Source organism: Borreliella californiensis, from assembly GCF_014205885.1.
GTDB classification, from domain to species: Bacteria; Spirochaetota; Spirochaetia; order Borreliales; family Borreliaceae; genus Borreliella; species Borreliella californiensis.
The window spans coordinates 221965-240513 of the sequence record NZ_JACHFB010000002.1; the positions used below are offsets into that span (position 1 = coordinate 221965).

Annotated in this window: 13 protein-coding genes, 4 tRNA genes and 1 pseudogene; 3 read left to right on the plus strand and 15 right to left on the minus strand. The window is 27.0% G+C overall.

The window, feature by feature from the left end:
- The 4 genes and pseudogenes from HNP67_RS06880 to HNP67_RS03225 all read right to left on the minus strand — a co-directional run.
- Positions 1-1271: pseudogene (locus HNP67_RS06880) on the minus strand (hypothetical protein); the annotation flags it as partial.
- Positions 1264-2031, minus strand: a complete 768-nt coding sequence (locus HNP67_RS03215; protein ID WP_184124881.1) for a tetratricopeptide repeat protein — start codon at positions 2029-2031, stop codon at positions 1264-1266. The gene HNP67_RS03215 and the pseudogene HNP67_RS06880, both read right to left, overlap by 8 nt.
- Before the next feature lie 26 nt (positions 2032-2057).
- Positions 2058-3803: a BB_0208 family protein gene (locus HNP67_RS03220; protein ID WP_184124883.1), complete on the minus strand. Its 1746-nt coding sequence runs from the start codon at positions 3801-3803 to the stop codon at positions 2058-2060.
- The gene (locus HNP67_RS03225; RefSeq protein WP_184124885.1) at positions 3790-4626 is read right to left on the minus strand and encodes a UTP--glucose-1-phosphate uridylyltransferase; all 837 of its coding nucleotides are present in this window, start codon (positions 4624-4626) and stop codon (positions 3790-3792) included. Before HNP67_RS03225 ends, HNP67_RS03220 begins: the two co-directional genes overlap by 14 nt.
- A 52-nt stretch (positions 4627-4678) precedes the next feature.
- Here HNP67_RS03225 and rsmD point away from each other — a divergent pair, with 52 nt between their 5' ends.
- Positions 4679-5248: a 16S rRNA (guanine(966)-N(2))-methyltransferase RsmD gene (rsmD, locus tag HNP67_RS03230; RefSeq protein ID WP_184124887.1), complete on the plus strand. Its 570-nt coding sequence runs from the start codon at positions 4679-4681 to the stop codon at positions 5246-5248.
- A 3-nt stretch (positions 5249-5251) separates the two neighbouring features.
- Here the strand turns inward: rsmD and HNP67_RS03235 are convergent, their stop codons facing one another.
- The 8 genes from HNP67_RS03235 to HNP67_RS03270 all read right to left on the minus strand — a co-directional run bounded on the left by HNP67_RS03235 (position 5252) and on the right by HNP67_RS03270 (position 10738).
- Positions 5252-6802, minus strand: a complete 1551-nt coding sequence (locus HNP67_RS03235) for an HD-GYP domain-containing protein (RefSeq protein WP_184124889.1) — start codon at positions 6800-6802, stop codon at positions 5252-5254.
- A gap of 28 nt (positions 6803-6830) precedes the next feature.
- Positions 6831-6903, minus strand: a tRNA-Phe gene (locus HNP67_RS03240).
- Positions 6904-6925: 22 nt separating this feature from the next.
- Positions 6926-6995, minus strand: a tRNA-Phe gene (locus tag HNP67_RS03245).
- 25 nt (positions 6996-7020) lie between these two features.
- Positions 7021-7093: transfer RNA gene (locus tag HNP67_RS03250), tRNA-Phe, on the minus strand.
- Between the two features lie 293 nt (positions 7094-7386).
- A complete protein-coding gene (gene hflC / locus HNP67_RS03255) occupies positions 7387-8358 on the minus strand; it encodes a protease modulator HflC (protein ID WP_184124891.1) in 972 nt (323 codons plus the stop codon).
- Positions 8359-9294, minus strand: coding sequence for an FtsH protease activity modulator HflK (hflK, locus tag HNP67_RS03260; protein WP_184124893.1), 936 nt, complete (start codon positions 9292-9294; stop codon positions 8359-8361).
- Between the two features lie 48 nt (positions 9295-9342).
- Positions 9343-10581, minus strand: a complete 1239-nt coding sequence (locus tag HNP67_RS03265; protein ID WP_184124895.1) for a hemolysin family protein — start codon at positions 10579-10581, stop codon at positions 9343-9345.
- A gap of 84 nt (positions 10582-10665) precedes the next feature.
- Positions 10666-10738: transfer RNA gene (locus HNP67_RS03270), tRNA-Cys, on the minus strand.
- A 114-nt stretch (positions 10739-10852) separates the two neighbouring features.
- Between HNP67_RS03270 and HNP67_RS03275 the strand changes: the two genes are divergently transcribed.
- Both HNP67_RS03275 and HNP67_RS03280 read left to right on the plus strand, forming a co-directional pair.
- A complete protein-coding gene (locus HNP67_RS03275; protein WP_184124897.1) occupies positions 10853-12379 on the plus strand; it encodes a UDP-N-acetylmuramoyl-L-alanyl-D-glutamate--2,6-diaminopimelate ligase in 1527 nt (508 codons plus the stop codon).
- A 1-nt stretch (position 12380) separates the two neighbouring features.
- On the plus strand, positions 12381-13466 hold the full coding sequence (locus HNP67_RS03280; protein ID WP_184124899.1) for a D-alanine--D-alanine ligase: 1086 nt from the start codon (positions 12381-12383) through the stop codon (positions 13464-13466).
- Positions 13467-13472: 6 nt separating this feature from the next.
- On the opposite strand, the gene HNP67_RS03285 is transcribed toward HNP67_RS03280, so the two are convergent.
- The 3 genes from HNP67_RS03285 to prmC are packed head-to-tail and all read right to left on the minus strand — an operon-like array spanning position 13473 to position 18547.
- Positions 13473-15737 carry an RNA polymerase beta'' subunit family protein gene (locus HNP67_RS03285; RefSeq protein WP_184124901.1) on the minus strand — a complete coding sequence of 755 codons (2265 nt, stop codon included), beginning with the start codon at positions 15735-15737 and terminating at the stop codon, positions 13473-13475.
- Complete coding sequence (gene spoT / locus HNP67_RS03290; protein ID WP_184124903.1) at positions 15727-17730, minus strand: guanosine-3',5'-bis(diphosphate) 3'-pyrophosphohydrolase; 2004 nt, start codon at positions 17728-17730, stop codon at positions 15727-15729. Before spoT ends, HNP67_RS03285 begins: the two co-directional genes overlap by 11 nt.
- Positions 17687-18547 carry a peptide chain release factor N(5)-glutamine methyltransferase gene (prmC, locus tag HNP67_RS03295; RefSeq protein ID WP_184124905.1) on the minus strand — a complete coding sequence of 287 codons (861 nt, stop codon included), beginning with the start codon at positions 18545-18547 and terminating at the stop codon, positions 17687-17689. Before prmC ends, spoT begins: the two co-directional genes overlap by 44 nt.
- Between the last annotated feature and the right edge of the window lie 2 nt (positions 18548-18549).

The following is an 18549-nucleotide window of genomic DNA, read 5'->3' on the forward strand; positions in this document are numbered from 1 at the left end:
AAGGTTTTGGAGGCATGGGCATCATTAGGATTGGTTTTCAAGAATTCGTTTAGATCTTTGATTGCTTGTTGGCGAGTTTTTGTGTTTTCAAGATCAATAGGTTTTATTGAATAAACTTTAGATTTAAGGTCCTCTAAGGATTGGGGCTTCTTATTTTCTTTACTTAATTGAAAAATTTTTTTTTTGTAAGGTTCTTTTGGTGTATTAATTAGATTTGGTTCAATATCTTTTTTTATTAAGGTTAATAGTAAATTTGATGCTTCTTTATTTTTTAAATTTTCAATCAACTCATTTACTTTTTGAAATTTGTTGCTTAGACCTTTTTTAATTAATTCTTTTAATCTGTTTTTTCCAAGTGTGACTCTACCGGTATTAATATCGTCTAATATTTCATAGAGCTCTTTTTTTATTAAGTAACTATATGGCCTATTAATTTTCCCTATTATTGTTTGATTGGGTGTAGAAAGTTTACTTTCTTTTTGGGAATTTGAAGGATTTTTTTTAAAAGTTATAGCATTGTTATTGTTTGAATATTTGCTGTTGTCTGGAGTTTTTAAAATATGCTCTGAATTGTTTTCTTTGGAAGAATTTGTGTTTTGTGTATCACTTTCTATTTTTTGAGAGTTGTTTAAAATATTTTCATTTTTTGATTTTTCACTTAAGTTTCTTTTTAGTTTTTCCAAATTAAATAAATTTTTTTGATCATTAACGCTTAATTTGGGATTTGGAGATTGTATTGATTGATCTTCTTCTTTTGGGTTTGTATTTGGGTTTATTTTTTCTGGTATTTTGCTTTTTTTAAATTCAGATATGTCTTCATCTTCAATGCCAATATCATCGTTTCTGTCAGAATAGTTTTCTGTTATTGTGCTGTCTTTGATGTATCTATTATTAAATGCTATATCAAAATTTTCGTTTACATTTGTTTTTGTCTTGTCTTCCCCTTTGATCTTGTCTAAAATTTGATTCGCAGAATCTCTTTGTAATTCGTTTGATTCAAAAGGACTGCTGTTAGCAATTTCTGCTAGTGTATTTGTAAGCATTGTAATGTCTTCATTTTGAGGGTATTTGTCTTGCAGAAGTTTTGCAACAGAATATGCTTTTTTATAGTTTCGATCTATTACGCTATTTTTAACTTCGTTTAGCATTATTTCTCGATTTTTGTCATTTAATTTGCTTTGATATATATAATAACCAAAACCTCCAAATGATAAGATAAGTAAGAAAATTAAAAGCAATAATACCGAAAAATTTGTATGTTTTTTATTCATCTATGTATAACTCCTCTTGCCAATTAAGTTTTTCTAGCTCAATTAAAGAATTTGTTTCTAGATTGTCTTTAAAACTATCTTTAAGTATTTGATTTTTATCTTCTTTTGCGTATACAACATGCTCGGCTCGTCCCTTTAAACTTTTGTCAAGTTTTTCAAGATTAATTTTTTCATTTCTTAAATAACTTATTATAAGTAAAATGCTGTCTTTTTTTTCTGTTTTTGATCTAAGGGTAATAAATTGCGAGTAGTCGTGGATAGCCATAGTATAAGAGTCCCAAGCCTTTTGGTATTCTTTTTCTTTAGATGTTATTTTGCCCTGTTGAACATAGGCATTAGCTCTGTTTAGTAGTGCGCTGTCATAATTAGGTCTGCTTTTAATAGAATTAGAATAATATTTTATTGCTAAAGGATAGTAACCTTCTCCTCTGTTAAACATTATGTTGCCTAATTCATAATATAGTATGTAATCGATCTCACCTCCTACTGCAATTCCATCAAGCAATGCTCCTTCTGCTTCTGTTAGTTGGTTATTTTCTCTGTATGCTATTGATAAAAAGTAGTAGCCGAGTTGTACTTTTGGGTATTTTTTAATAGCATCGCTTAGTGTTTCGATTGCCTGAATATAATTTTTGTTTTTCATCTCTTCTTTGCCGATTCTAATTAGTCTTTGAGAATATGCCAATTTTGAATTAAAAATTAAAATTAAAAATAAAATAAAAATCTTACAATTTTTATTTAAAAATAAATAAATCCTCATTCTTTTCTCATTATACTTAATTTAGATTAAATGTCTTTAGATTTCATAAATTCTTTTTTAAAATTTATTTTTTGCTTCAATTTTGTTTTGAAAAAAGAAATAAATTCTAATAAACTATTTTTTTCATTAGGTTTTATCTTTCTATTGCTTATTAATTCTACCAGATTCTCATAATATATTAAATAGCATATTGCAGGTAATAATTTTTTCTCATTTTCATCTTCTAGTGTTTCAATAAGATTAAATCTTATATTTTTTAGAATAATTTTTAAAATCCTTGATCTTGTTTTTAGTGATTTTATTAAAAGATATGATTTTTGGTAATCTAGCTGGTTGGGATTTATTTTTTGTATTTTTATTATTTTTTTAGGTATTGTAATTTTATTTTCGTCAAGGTAGAGCAGTATGTCTGATATAAATTTGAAATGCTTATTTTCAATATTTGGATAAAAAGATAAAAAATATACAAATATTTGGTTTTGTATTTCAAAGGTTTTAGATTCGAAAAATTCTTTAATGTGTTGACAAAAAATTTTTTTATCCTTTTTGTCAGCATAAATATAAAATGCAATCCATCCATAAGTTTCTATATTATGAGAATTTTTTTTGATATAATACATAATAATTTCTAAGAATGCACTTTTAACGTATCTTTCTTTAAAGATTGAGCTTTCGTAGGGATTGAAATTTGTTTTGTCAAAAGATATAAAAAAATCTTCTGTTTGAAATTTTGCAGTTATAATTTCTTTTATTTTTTCTTTTATGTTGATTAATTTGTGTTTTTCAATGTATTCAAGTGCATCTATGAAAGATTCCCAATTATTAGATATTTTGTCTTTGAAAAACCAAGTTAAGTATTTTTTTGTTATTGTTTTTTCAATTACATATAAATAACACTTTAATGGGTCTTGAAAATCCTTTGGAGTGTATTGTGTAAAATCACTGAAAAAATAATTGAAGTTAATATTTTTACTTGAACCTTTATAAAAAATTTCATTAAGACTTAAGGTTTTTAGTGCACGTAAGTAGTTTAAAATTTCATTATATTTTAGTGCTAGAGTTTCTTCTTCCAAGTATTTATAATGCTTTATTAAAATTTTAATAAAAATGTTTTTACTCAAACACCCAACTGGCCAATATGTAAGTATTAACATTCTTTTTAATTTTATTAGTCTACTTTCTTTATTGGTTAAGCTAGATTTAAAAACTTTTTGATTTTCCAGTTGATATTTTAAATTCTTATTTAAAATATTTAATATTTTAATTTTATTTTTGTTTCTTACAGCTACAAGAATGTCTATTGTTTCTTCTAGGTTGTCAATGTTAATATTGCTGGAAAAATTTAATATGATTTGCTTGTAAATGTCTTTTTTTTCTTGAGAATAATAAGGGTTATTTTGTATTTCAATTAGTTTTAAAAAGTTGCTAGATTTTAGTTTATATGTTGTTCCTAGTTTTTTGGTGTTGAGATTGGCTTCTTTGGTTATTTGGGTAAAATTTTTGCTTTTTATTATTTCTAATATCCATTTTTTAATTACTTCATTTTGAGTTTTTTTGTAGTAGTATTCTTCAAGAGAAGCATTTAATATATTTTTTTCTTTTTCATAAGCATTGCTAATTTTTATAAGTTCAATTATTTCAGGTTTTTCTAATTTGTAAAGCTTGGAAGAAATACTATATTTTAAAACTTTTTCTTCTATATATTTATTTATATACTTTTTTAATGTGGCAAGGGAATCATAAAATTCCGAATCCTTTTTAATCGTTTTCATTTATTCCTTTTTTTATAATTTCCATTAAGTTTTTATCTTTTTTGGCAGAATTTATTATTGCCTCTAGGTAACCCTCAATAGTTCCTATGTCAATTCTTTTCCCTTCAATATTTTTATATAATACTTTTTTTTGATCCATTAGCTTTTTTAAAGCATAAATGTGATAGTACTCACCTTTTTGATGTAGTTTGAATCCTTCTTCTAAATGTTCAAAAAACTCATAATTGTACAAAAATCTTCCAATAGATGCTTTATTGCTAGGTTCACTTCCAATTTTTGGTTTTTCAACAATGTTTTTTACATGGATTTCGTCTTTATAGAGTTCTATTACACCATATCTATTTATATTTTCTGGATTTTCAATGATAGATATTATGCTCTTTCCAGTTTTTTCATAAAGTTTGATCAATTGCAAGCTTAATGGTGGATTTCCAATGCAAAGATCGTCAGGGTAAGCTACAATTACAGGCTCTCTATTTATCCAGGGTTTTGCATAAAGTAGTGCATTTCCTGTGCCTAGCATTTCTTTTTGCCTTATGAAGCTTATGTTAATTTTTTTGTTTTTAATCTTATCTAATTCATTTTTTTTATTTTCTTTTAAAAAGATATTTTCAAGTTCAATTTCTCTATCAAAATAATCTTCAAGAACTTTTTTTCGTCTTGAGCTTATTAATAAAATGTCTTTTACTCCTGAATCGATAAATTCTTGAATAATATAATCTATGGCGGGTTTGTTTAAAATTGGTAGCATTTCTTTTGGAATTGTTTTTGTTATTGGTAAAAATCTTGTACCATACCCAGCTGCCAGAATAATGCCTTTCATATTCTTCTCTCTTGAAATAAGATTATAGCAAAAATTTAATTTTATATATTCATTGTTTTTTAAAATTGTTTTAAAATTTTTATTTATGTATGTAAGTTCGGGTAAATATAAAGGTAAAAAAATTCTGTTTCCCAAGAATGGCTCTGTTCGCCCTGTGATGTCTCTTGTTAGAGAAGCCTTTTTTTCTATTATTTTCAAGGATATTGTTAATTCAAAGTTTTTGGATGTTTTTGCAGGGACCGGTATAATGTCTGTTGAAGCTCTTAGCAGGGGGGCTAGTCTTGCTCATCTTGTTGAATGTAATAGAAAAATTAAAATTACATTAATTAAGAATTTTAGTTTTGTTGAGGAATTTTATAAATTTTTTTTTCAAAAAGCAGAGGATTTTTTGGGTAAAAAAGATCTTTTTTATGATTTTATTTATCTTGATCCCCCTTTTAATTATAAAAATAAGATTAATTTGCTTGAGATTATTTTAAAGGGTAAAATTTTAAATGATAAAGTTAATATCATTATGCATTATCCTTCTGGTGAAGATTTAAAGATAAATACGTCAAAATTTTTAGTTTATAACTTAAAAAGGTATGGGGGATCAAAACTTATTTTTTTGAGAATATTGTAGGATTTATTTTTTCCCATAACTAAAGAGAATGAGTTGAATTTCATTTTTATTTAATTCTGGAATGCTGTTTTTTATTACAAAGTCATCCACATTTTTTAACGGATTTTTTTTGTAATTTCCGTTTGCATCTTTTATTAAGATTTCTTTATTCTCAAGATCCATTATTATTTCTTCTATTTTGTAAGTCTGGGTTTTTTTGTTTATTATAGATAGATTTGGCATAATGCCCATTTTATATTCAATAACAGCAGCTTGAAAAAGATTTTCATTATTATTTTTTTTGTTTACATTTACTATTTGCCCATAATCAAAAGGTGCAAGTATTGTTAAAAAATTTTCTAACATTTTAATGTCAAATTTTTTGTTTTTTGTTTGTTCGTTTGGTTCTTTTCTACTCCAGTAGTATTTTCCACTATTCTCTCTTAGAAATTTAACAGCCTCTAAGGGGTTAGTGCTTTCTTTTATTATTATTGGATTTACCAATTCATCGTAAGTATCTACTATACAAAAAATTCTAACAAGTTCATGAATAAATTTGTTGATTTTTAGCTGTGGATGTCCTGTAGCATCAAGGTAGTCTTTTTGCCCATTGATTATCATTTTTGTAATAGCTGAAATATCTTCCCGCATTCTAAACAAATTTTTAGCAATGCTAATATTTTTTTCCAAGTATTCTATTTTTAATTTATGCTGCTCTTTAAAATTTTTGTCTTTAAGGCTTATTTTATTTCCCATATTTTCTAATATCGTTATATGCATTAATCCTATTGAATGCAGCAATGATCCAAGTGCAGCTTGTAGTATCATGTCTTCTGCATAAAAAAATTCTGTAAATTCAGTATATTCAGTTTTATCAAGAAAAAATTTGATAGTTGAACGAGGTGCATTTTTTAAAGACCTTATTTTGTTTAAATTTGCAATTGTAATTAGAAAGTAAATTGTTGTATCAACTGAATGTAGTAGTATTGAATCACCCTCTGTTTTGACTTTTCCTTTAAAAAATTCATAGTCTCTTCTAGCAGAATATAAATATAATTTTTTTAAAGTTTTTTTATCTTTAAGGTTTTCTTTTGTTCTAAGCTTTTGAACATCAAAATAATGATATATTTCTAATAAAATTTTTTGTAAAGATATTATTTTGTGTCTTGGAAGTATTTTAAGGCTTCCTTCCAATATTTCTTTCCAATAAATTTGATTAGGTTCAGCTTCCATTAATGTATTTATTTTCATGAGCGGTTTTTTGCCCTTGGTAATAAATATTGGGTCATCTTCTTTAAAGGGTCTATATATGTCTTTTAGATTATCTATAAGCTTTTCTCTTAAGTAGTTAAGATCATCATTTAAAATTTCTTCATTTATTTTTTTTATGAGGTCTTCATATGATTCATCTTCTTCTTTTTTAAGTACAGGAATGTATGGGATATTGCCCTTAGAAAGTATTTTAATGATTTTTTCATTTACTCTTGTGCCAAGTTTTGATAAGTTTCCTATTCTTGCAAAAATTATGTCTTGTTCGCTTAGATCTTTTATTTGCTTTATTTCTTTAAGTATCACTTTGAGATCCTTTTAATCTTTAAATGAATGTCGCCGAGGAGAATCGAACTCCTGACACAAGGATTTTCAGTCCTATGCTCTACCAACTGAGCTACAGCGACAATTGTAAGTTAAATAAATGCATGCTGCCGAGGAGAATCGAACTCCTGACACAAGGATTTTCAGTCCTATGCTCTACCAACTGAGCTACAGCGACAATTGTAAGTTAAATAAATGCATGCTGCCGAGGAGAATCGAACTCCTGACACAAGGATTTTCAGTCCTATGCTCTACCAACTGAGCTACAGCAGCATTTTTATTCTAGTACCTTAATTTTTTCATAAGTATATATGTTTGTCAACTCTTTTTAGATTTTAGCTTTTGGATATATACTAAAAAATGATTTATAGCTAGCTTTGAGATTTTAAAATGGACAATTCTAAAAATTCAATTAATTTTTTAATGTGTGCAGCAATATATGTTTTCAAATGGTTTTATTTGTTTTTTTTAAAATTTAAATAAAGATTTGCATTACTATGTAATTTACAATAATAGAATTTTATATTTTACAGATATTTAAAGAAAAAATTTATACTAATAAACCTTCAATTTCTTTTATGAAGATATTGAAAGAAATCCATATCTGTTGAGAAAATTTTTCTTTTATCTTTTAATACTGCTTTATAACTTTCTAATGCTTGCCAGAATTTGTAAAATTCAATATTTTTGCCGTATGTATTTGAATAGATTTTTGCAGCTTCTCGATCTCCTTCAGCTTTTATTTTTGCAGCAGTGGCTTTTGCTTCGCTTAATATTGTTAGCTTTTCTTTTTCTATGCTTCCAAGAATTTCTGTTTTTTCAGCTAATCCTATGCTTCTTTGTTCTTCTGCGATTTGTTGTCTTTCTGAAATCATTCTGTTGTTTACAGATTCAATAAGGCTTGGATCATAAGTAACTTTTCTTATTAGTACGTCTACAATTTCGATTCCGATATCTTTGGTATTGTTGTTTGCTATATGAATTATTTCTTTTTCGATTATCTTTCTTCCTTTTGTTATTTTATAAATACCATTAATTTTTGTTTCTTGTGGCGTGAGCACTCCATTGGACAAACGTTGAATAGGATCGTTTGAGCTTCTTATAATTTCAAGCAAAGGATATTTTGCAATAACTCCTCTAACAGCAGGTTCAATTGCTGCATCAATTCTAATATAAGCTCTGCTCATTGTTTTTATTGTTGTATAAAATTTATTTATGTCTACTATTTTCCATCTAGCAGTTGTATCAATCCATATTAATTGCTTTTCTTCACCCCCTGTTGGGATTCTTTGGGGTTCTCCATCCCATCTAAGAATGATTTTGGGAAATATTTGTACATTTTCAATTAATGGAATTTTATATTTAAGCCCGGCTAAACTTTCAGTTCTTTGAATTTTTCCAAGTCGAGTGGTTATTGAAATTTCATTTTCTTTCAAAATATACATTGGTTGAAAAATAGACAAAATAGCCAAGCAAGCTATTACTGTAAAGGTTATAATTTTTGCAGCAGATAATAAAAGATTTATTATAAATTTCATTTATTTTACCTCTTTAAATGGTAGAAAATTTTTGAAGTTTTTGTCAATTAATTCAATGTTATCTTTGTTTTCAAGTATTTCTTTCATGGTTTCATTGTAAAGTCTTTCTTTTGTGATATCGGGATTTTTTAAGTAAGCTTCTAGTATGGCATTAAAAATTTCTGTGTCTGCTAATGCATTGTTTATTCTGCTTTCTTTGTATCCCCTGGCTTCTTCAATGACTTTTAATGCTTCACCTTTAATTTTGGGAACTATTTGATTAAATTCTTTTTTTCCTTCGTTTATGTATTTATTTTTGTCTTGAATGGCAATGTTTACATCTTCAAAAGCTTCGTAAACCTTTCCTTTTGGGGGTAGGGCATTTCTAATTTGTACTTGCACTACGTCAATTCCTAAATTATAATTGTCTATTATTTCATTCATAGAAGATTTTACACCTTCTGTTACTCCCACTCTGTTGTCATTTATTATTTCAAAAATAGTATTATCCCCAATCAATCTATTCATTGACGACTTTGCAATATCTTTAATCGTTGTCTCAGGATCTTCTACTTTAAACTTGAATGAATAAGGATCTCTTATTTTGTATTGTACTAACCATTCAATGTTTATGATATTTAAATCCCCAGTAATAATCATGCTTTCGTCGCTTGCATTATTATTTTCTCTAATATCGTTTGGAGATATTAGAAACCCAAATTTAATTTCTTGGACTATTTTTACGGGTACAATAAATTTTTCTTCAATTAATGGAATTTTGACATGTATTCCTGAATCAAGAGTTCTGTTAAGCTTGCCAAGGCGAAGTACAATCGCTTCTTCTGATGGCCCCACTATGAATATGTTTGCAATAACTATTATTGATATTAGTATTAAAGTAATAATAATTATTAAATATTCGTAAGTTTTATTAAAAATTTGTTTTATGTCAAACATTTGCTTCTCCTAATGTTTTAAATTATTTTTAGTAAGCGAATTTTATCACTACTTTTTAGATTTGATAAAAGTTATTGTTTCGATTTTATTATTCTGAATTTCCTTAATAAAATATTCTCCATCAGTTGTTTTTACGGTTTCATTTTTTGTTGGTATTTTGTCCAGTAAATCTATTAAATATCCCCCAATTGTGTTTGTATATTCTTTATGTTTAATAGATATTCCAATTGCCTCTTCAATCTCGTCGAAAGTAGTTTCTCCAAGTATTGAGTAAGTATTGTCGTTAATTTGGGTAATTAGAGGCTTTTCCTCTGTAATGTCGTATTCGTCAGATATTGCTCCAAAAATTTTTTCTACAATGTCTTCTATTGTAAGTATTCCTGAAAAACCACCATACTCATCTATTACGATTGCCATTATTTTTTGTTTTTTCCTCATAATATCTAGTATGTCTTTTATTCTTTTGTTTTGTTGTACAAATACAGCCGGTTTAATAAATTGAGAAACGTTTTTATTCATATCTTTTTTATTAACTTCTATTAGATCTTTAGCTATTAAAATTCCAATTATCTGTTCTCTGCTTTGTCCTTTGTATATAGGGATTCTAGAATATCCTTCTTCTTTGATCAATTTGATTACATCTTTTAGCTTTGATGAGCTTGAGAGTGAAAAAACCTCTGTTCTGTGAGTCATAATTTCAGAAGCTCTTACCTGATCTATGTCTAACATTTTTTGCATAAATATTCTAGAGTCGTTTTTTAAAATCCCTAAACTTCCTGCTAAAGAGAGCATATTTTTTATGCTCTCTTTAGTCATTTGATAGCTAGCCTTAACTTTAAAGAGATTTAATATTTTTTTTATTATTTTGTTTATTATATATATTAGTGGAGTAAATATAAAAATTAGTGGTGTTAAAAAAAATGAAGTAGATAGAGCAATGATTTCATTGTTTAGAATTGCAATTTGTTTTGGAAGTATTTCTGCAAAAATTAGAACGATTATTGTTATTAGGCCCGTTGATATTGCAAGTGCGCTGTTTCCGTATTTTTCAAGTACAAATTTTGTTGTAAGTGTACTTGCAACAATATTTGATATATTGTTGCCAATAAGAATAGTAGTAATTAATTTTGAAGGAGATTGAAGCAAATTATACACCGATATTCCTGATTTTCCTTTTTTTTTTATATCTTGTATCTGAATTATGCTTAAAGAAGTATAAGCTGTTTCAGATGCTGAGAAAATAGCAGATAATATTATAAATAGTAGTATTACGATTAATTCTAACATATATGTATTATTTTAATTTATCTTTAATAAAAATGCTTTAAGTTATGCCCTTAAGTATAAAAATATTTTTGACTTGACCTTAAAAGGCGCTGACCGGAATCGAACCGGCGAATCAAAGTTTTGCAGACTTCTCCCTTAGCCACTTGGGTACAGCGCCTTGTAACATTGCTTAGTTTATTAAAAAAATAAAAAATTGTAAATATATTTTCTATTGAAGCATAATTTTGAATTTCTTAGCTATTTTTATTAGTTTTATGTAAAATTTTAATGTATGAATAAAAAACTTAATGAAGTTTTATTAAAGTTAGATCAAAATTTAATAAAATGTATAAAAGGTTCTCTTGATTTAGAAATATCGGGAGTTACTTATAGTTCTAAATTGGTTTTGCCCAAGTTTGTGTTTTTTGCTCTTCCAGGAGTTCATTTTGATGGGCATGATTTTATTGAAATCGCAATTCAAAAGGGTAGCAATGTTGTTGTGTGTTCACGAGATGTGGATTTTTACAGTCCCAATGTTACTTATATTAAGGTAGATGATTTTAACATAAGAAAATTTATGTCTAATTTTTCAAATATTTTTTATGATGAGCCTTCAAAAAAGTTAAAAGTTATTGGTGTCACTGGCACTGACGGTAAAAGTTCTGTTTGTTATTATATATATCTGCTTTTAAGGAAAAAGGGTGTTAAAGTGGGTTTTATATCGACGGTATTTTTTGATGATGGGAGTGGGAGCTTGATTAAAAATCCTTACAGACAATCAACTCCTGAGTCTACAGAAATACATTCATTTTTAAGCAGCATGGTTAAGAATGAAGCTCAATATGCAATTCTTGAATCTACTTCTCATGGACTTGACCTTGAAACAGCAAGGCTTATTGATGTTAATTATTTTGCAGTTGTTTTTACTAATATTGGGCATGAACATCTTGAATTTCATGGTACAATTCAAAATTATTTAAATGTCAAGTTAGGTCTTTTCCGGTCTGTTAGTGATGCTGCTGGTTTTGGAGTTATTAATCTTGATGACTTTTATTCTTCTGATTTTAAAAATGCTGTTAAAAAATCTTTTACTTATAGCTTAAAAAGCAGTAAAGCAGATTTTTTTGTCAGTTCTATTGATGAGAAAACCAATTCTACCAGGTTTGAATTTTATCACAAGGGGGTTAAATATTTTGCTAATGTTAACCTGCTGGGGAGTTTTAATGTTGAGAATGTAATGGCTGCTCTTATTTTGGTTTCTCAAATTTTAAATAGCGATATTCAAGATATTGTTGATAAGCTTATTTACATTAAAAGTCTTAATGGGCGTATGGGTAGTATTAATTTAGGTCAAAATTTTTCTGTAATAATTGATTATGCTCACACTCCTGGTGCTTTTTCTAAACTTTTTCCTATTTTTAAAAGATTTGCTGTCAATAGATTGATTTCTGTTTTTGGATCTGCAGGAGAAAGAGATATTGAAAAAAGAGTTTTGCAAGGGCAAATTGCAGATATTTATTCTGATTTGATAGTGCTTTGCGATGAAGATCCAAGAGGCGAGAATAGTATGTGTATAATTGAAGACATTGCAAAGGGAATTGTGAATAAAGTTGTAAATCAGGATCTATTTTTTATTCCTGATAGAAAGCAGGCTATTGAAAAAGCAATAAGTCTTGCAAAGGTAGGAGATTTGGTTGTGGCTTTGGGAAAAGGTCATGAAAGTTCAATAATTTATAAAAATAGAGAAGTTCTTTGGAATGAAGAAGAGGTAGTTAAAAATGCTATTTTAAGTTTAGAAAAATCAGAAAAGGAGAAGTGATGTGAAGAAAAATCTTATGTTAATATTTGGTGGCGTTTCTTTTGAGCATGAAATTTCTTGCAAATCTGCTTATAGCATTTATTTAGCTCTTTTAGATTTAAATAAATACAATATTTATCCTGTTTATATTGATAAGTGTACAGGTGTTTGGTATTTATTAGATTCTGTTTCTGATCCCCCAAAGCCTATTAATATAGATGTTTTGCCCATTGTTAGTTTCTTACCAGGTATTGGCATTTTTTCAAATAATAAAAACCTTGAGATTGATGTTGTTTTTCCCATTGTCCATGGAAGGACCGGTGAGGATGGTGCTATTCAAGGAGTTTTAAAAGTTATGGACATTCCCTGTGTTGGTGCTGGTATTATGGGAAGTGCTATTTCTAGTAATAAGTATTTTTGCAAACTTTTACTTAAAAGTTTTGATATCCCATTGGTGCCTTTTATTGGATTTAGACAACATGATTATTTATTAGATAAAGAAGAAGTAAAAAGAAATGTAAAGGAGGCTTTAGGCTATCCTGTTATTGTTAAGCCTGCAGTATTAGGCTCTTCAATTGGAATAAATGTAGCTTACAGTGAAAATCAGATTGAATCTTTTATTAAAGAAGCTTTAAAGTATGATCTTACCATTGTAATAGAGAAGTTTATTGAGGCTAGAGAGATTGAATGTTCTATTGTTGGGAATGAAAAGATGAAGATATTTTCTCCCGGGGAAGTTGTTGTGCAAGATTTTATATTTTATGATTATGATGCTAAATATTCTGTTATTCCTGGAAATTCTATTATTTTTAATATTCCCGCACATCTTGAGACAAATCAGTTGTTAAGCATTAAAGAATATGCCTTTCTTGCTTATAAGAATCTAGAACTCAGAGGTATGGCAAGAGTTGATTTTTTTGTGGAAAAAAAATCAGGAACTATTTATCTTAATGAAATAAACACTATTCCAGGATTTACCGATGTATCTATGTTTGCTAAAATGTGTAGTCATGATGGTCTTCAGTTTAAAGATCTAGTAGATAATTTAATCGATTATGCTTTTCAAAGTTACATTAATAGGAAAAAAGGGATTAATTTTGAAGATTAATTTAGATTAATTTAATTTTAAATTTTTTAGATTTTCAATCTCTTTATCATCTTTTAGTTTGAAGTATTCAAGATTTTTATATTTTTCTGCTTTAGGCAATATTCCTGAATATTTTATTTTATAAGAGTAATTTATTCTTATATTTTTTTCTTCTGTATTATTAGTTTTATTGTAAATTTTAACTTGATTTTTTTTAATATGGATATTTGCAAATGCTTCATATGCTATATCGTCTTGAGATTTAAGAGTAAATGCAATTGTTGTTTTTTTAGAGTTAATGTTTTTAAGTGAAAAAATAATTTTATTAGCTAGTATTTTATAAGGAGTATTGCTTTGATAAATTATTAGTTTGGATGCGTTTTTAAAATGCAGCTCGATTTGATTTGCAATTTTTTGAGTAACCAAATCGATGCTATAAACAGCTCTTTCTGCTATATCTATTTTTTTAAAATCAATATTCATTAGCTCGTCATCAGCGTCAATGTTGGTTTCTAATGTTTTTTCGTTTGCTTGTAAGGTTAGATTAAAGTCATTTGAAATTATTTGAATAGGATGTTTCTTGCTTTTTGGATATTCAATTTTTATTTTATTTATTTTTTCTGGAAAGCTAACCGTTTGTTCTATTTGTATTGCATGCTCTTTTTTATCAATATTGCTAGATATTATGATTATGGTTATTAAAAAAAAAGTTACAAGACCAAGTTTTTCAACTTTTTTTAAATTTTGTTTAATTTTTGGGAGTTTGGATTTTAAATGTTTTGAGATATTAATAAATATGGTAGAGAAGAGACAAATTGATATTAGATAGCTTAGCGTAAGTGTATTTTTGATTGATGTAGTATTTTGTATTAATGTTATTAATACAAAATTGATTATCCAAATGATTAATACGATTATTTTTCGAATAATAGTATTTTTGTTTGGTTTTATTAACAATAAAATGCTTTTTATGATAATTATTAAGATAAATTCTATTTTAACAAACATTAATATTATTAGTTCAATAATAGAGGTTGATATTGCTAGGTATTTAAGTTGTCTGTAATTTAAATATATTGTGAAATTATATGTAAAAAGAGACAAAATATTATGTATGAGTAAAGTTGCAAAAAAGGTTATTAGATATTTGGGATTTGTTATGCTGTAAAGAGTTGTGTTTTCATAGCCAGCAAATATTTTATTTGTAAGCAACAAGGATAAATAAGTGCTTACAAATAAAGTAAAAAACAATCTTACTAATTTGTAGTAATTATTTTTTACTTTTTTCATAACCAATCCGGCTTCTTTAAATTTTCTAATAAATACAATTATAATTAAGTTATAGCAAATGTAGATTAATGATATTAAAGCAATTTCATTAATTATTATTTTTTTAAAAGGCGTATCAATTACAATATAGTGTATTTCATTGACATTTTTACTTTTGTACTCACTGGTTAATGCTTCTTCGATTGATTTGTAAATTTCAAAAATAGTATTTTTATTTCGAGCTAATATAGGATTTAAATTGTTATTTATTATTAAAAAAGGTATAGATTCATCACGATATAGATTGTATAAATTGTTTGATTTTTTCTCAGTTATTTTTGATGTATTAAAATCAAGTTTATTCTTTTCAAAGGTTTTTATAATAGCTTTTAAAAATTCCAAATTTGTTTTTGAATTTGTTATGAAAGATTCATTTTCTAAGTAAATTTTATTTTTTATTCTATTTTCATTTAACATTAAGTATATTGTATTTGTATTTTTCCCTAAATACTTATTGCTAAGTAGAATCCTGCTGCTAATTATTGTATTTTGCTCTAAAGAATCATCCTCAACAAAAAAAAAATTTATATTGTTTTTAGGGTTAGTATTTTTAAGTTTATTTAAAAGCTCAATTGCAATTCCAATTGCTAAATTATTTTTTAAATTATTTTGTATTTTAATTGGAATGATCATATTATAAGTATTTGCGTTTTTTCCTTTGATTTTAGAATGTATTATTTTTTGTGAATATCCAATAAATCCAATTTCTTGTAAAGAATATTCCATATATTTAACTTCGTTTGTATTAAAATATTTTTTTATATAATTAAAAGTGTTTATTATTTTTTCTTGTCTTTCATTTAGTTGATGAATTTTCCTAATATGCGTTTTTATGCTCTTTTCAGTTACTATGTTTGTAATTTTATTGCTTGAATTGAATACATTTTTTTCCATTTTATTTGGTACAATAGAGGAGCCTGTTGAGCCAAGCAATAAAAATGATAACAATATATTAATTATCATAATTTTTAATATCTTCTTCTATTTGCATTACTTGTAAGATATTTGGGTTTTCTTTTAAAGCAGAAATAATTTTTGTTATATTTTTAGTATTTGATGAGACTATTATATTTGTTATTCCATGACCATTTCCGCAGTCTTCTATTTTTTCGCTAATAAGTCTTACGTCATTGAGTGTGAAAATGTTTTCAAGATAGCTAAATATCCCTTTAAGTTCTTTTAAGAGCAAAATAATGTGATGCACTTTTCGAGTTGGTGTTGCTTCCCACTCAACTTCAATCAATTGGGGTTTTTTATAGAATTTAATCTTTTGGCAATTTTCATTGTGTACTATTATTTCGTCTTTATGTATTATTCCAATAATATCTTCACCTGTTGTTGGGCTGCATTCAGGATCTATTGCAATTCTTTTTATTTTGGTTTTGGTATAAGATTTAAATAAGCTGAAAAGCTTTCTTTGCTCTTTGTTTGCTCCAACAAGATACGCAATAATATTGTTGTCTACAAAAATTGTATTGTCATTTTTGTTAAGCCACGATCTAATTTTTGATCGAGCCCTTTTTGTTCTTACGCTGTTTAGCCATATTACATCCGGTTTTGAGTCTTTTGATGTGAATATTTCAACAATTTGTTCATTTTTAAGTGGTTTTGTGATTGAGCTTATTTTTCCATTTATTTTTGCATAAAGAGCCTGATCTCCAATATCTGTGTGAATTATGTATGCAAAATCAATTGAATTTGATCCAAAGGGAAGCTCTACTACTTCTCCTTCTGGAGTGTAAACATATATAAATGTATTTAATAGCTCTTTGTGTATGTCATTCATTGAATATTGGCTTTTGTTGGCCGATTCTTGCTGCCATTTTTTTATTCGGTTTATAAATGAAAGATCGTCAGCCTTAAGTTCAATTTGTTCTTTGTATATCCAGTGGGCTGCAACTCCATAATTAGCAATTCTGTCCATTTCTTCTGTTCGAATTTGTATTTCAATAAGCTGGTTATCCTCAGGTATTCTTACGGTGGTATGTAGTGATTGATATTTATTTTCTTTGGGGCTTGCAATATAGTCTTTAAGTCTTCCTGGGATTGGTTTCCACACTCGGTGAACAATTTCTAATATTTCATAACATTCTTTTTGTTTTTTGCAAATTATTCTTATTCCTAGAGTATCAAAAATTTGAGTAAGCTTGTTTGTTCTTGTTTGCATTTTTCTAAATATCGAATAAAAGTGTTTTGATCTTACTGTAATTTCTGCTTCAATTCCGCTTTTTTGAAGTTCTTTTTCTATTGATAATTTGCCTTTGTATAATTTTTTTTCTCTTTCTATTTTTGTTTCAGATAAAAAATTTTTTATTTCTTTATAGTCTTTAGGGTAAAGATGCTTAAATGAAAGATCTTCAAGATATGTTTTAAGAGATGATATTCCAAGGCGTTCTGCTATTGGAACGTAAGTTGAAAGGCAATCTTTTGCAATCCTATCTTGTCTGTTTTTGGGCAAATAAGAGAGAGTTGTCATATTATGAAGTTTATCTGCTAGTTTTATTATTATTATTCTAATGTCATGTGTCATTGCAAAAAACATTTTTGAGATAGTATTAGCCTCTTTTATGCTTCTTGTTTTATTATGTAAATCATGAATTTTAGTTACACCGTCGATTAGGCTTAAAATTTCTTCGTCAAATTCTTTTACGATTTCTTCTTTTTCAATATTTGTATCTTCAAGTACGTCATGCAGTAGCCCAGCAATAGTTGCTTTAAAGTCTAGTTGAAATTTGGCAAGGAATAATGAAACCATTATTGGATGAATAATGTAAGGCTCCCCACTTTCTCTGTATTGACCATAGTGGAGCTGTTCTGCTATTTCTAGAGCTTTGAATATGTTTTTCCGTTCAAATTCATCTTTGTAAGTATTCTCAACAGTTTTTTTAAAAATATTTCTAGCTTTTTCAAGATCATTTATCTTTATTAAATGTGCAATCTCGTATGCTTGTATCATCTCTTTGTCCTAATATTAGTGCCCTTGCTCTTTTTTCAAGATCATAAATTGTTTTTAAATGTAAAAATCCTTTTTTGATTGCAAAATCTTTCAAACTTTTTATTTGCCAAGGAGCTGATTCTATTATTATGAGTCCATTTGGGTTAAGCTTTTCTTTTGCTTGGCTTAATATTTTTCTAGAAATATTAAGCCCATCTTTTCCGAATCCCAAAAGAGCTTTTGTGGGTTCTTTTTTTATTTTATTTTTTATTTCTAATTCTTCTTTGTTTAAATAAGGAGGATTTGTAATAATTATATCAAGCTTTCCCTTTATACATTTTAGCAAATTAGAGTGAATTATTTCTACAAATTTTTCAAGTTTGAGCTTTTTTGTATTTTTTTCAACTATTTGTAAAGCTTTTGTTGAAATATCTGATAGTATTACTTTTTCTCTCGTGTAATAGGCAATTGAAAGCCCTATGCACCCACTGCCGCAGCACAGATCTAATATTTTTTTAAAGCCATTTTGTTGAATTTGAATTAAGGCTTCTTCAGTTAAACATTCTGTATCAAATCTTGGGATTAATACATGCTTGTTTAGGCTAAATTCAATCCCCATAAATTCTTTCTTTTGAAGTATATAGTGAATAGGAGTTCCTTTTTCTATTTTATCTATTTGATCAAAAAAAAGTTTTTTTTCTTTTTTTGTTAAGCTTTTTTTTATATTTGCAATTATGAATTCTTTTCTAGTTTTTAAAATTAATTCAAGTATTAGTAGCGCCTCTATTGTATTTAAATTTTTACTTTTAGCATAATTTATAACTTCGTTTATATTCATTG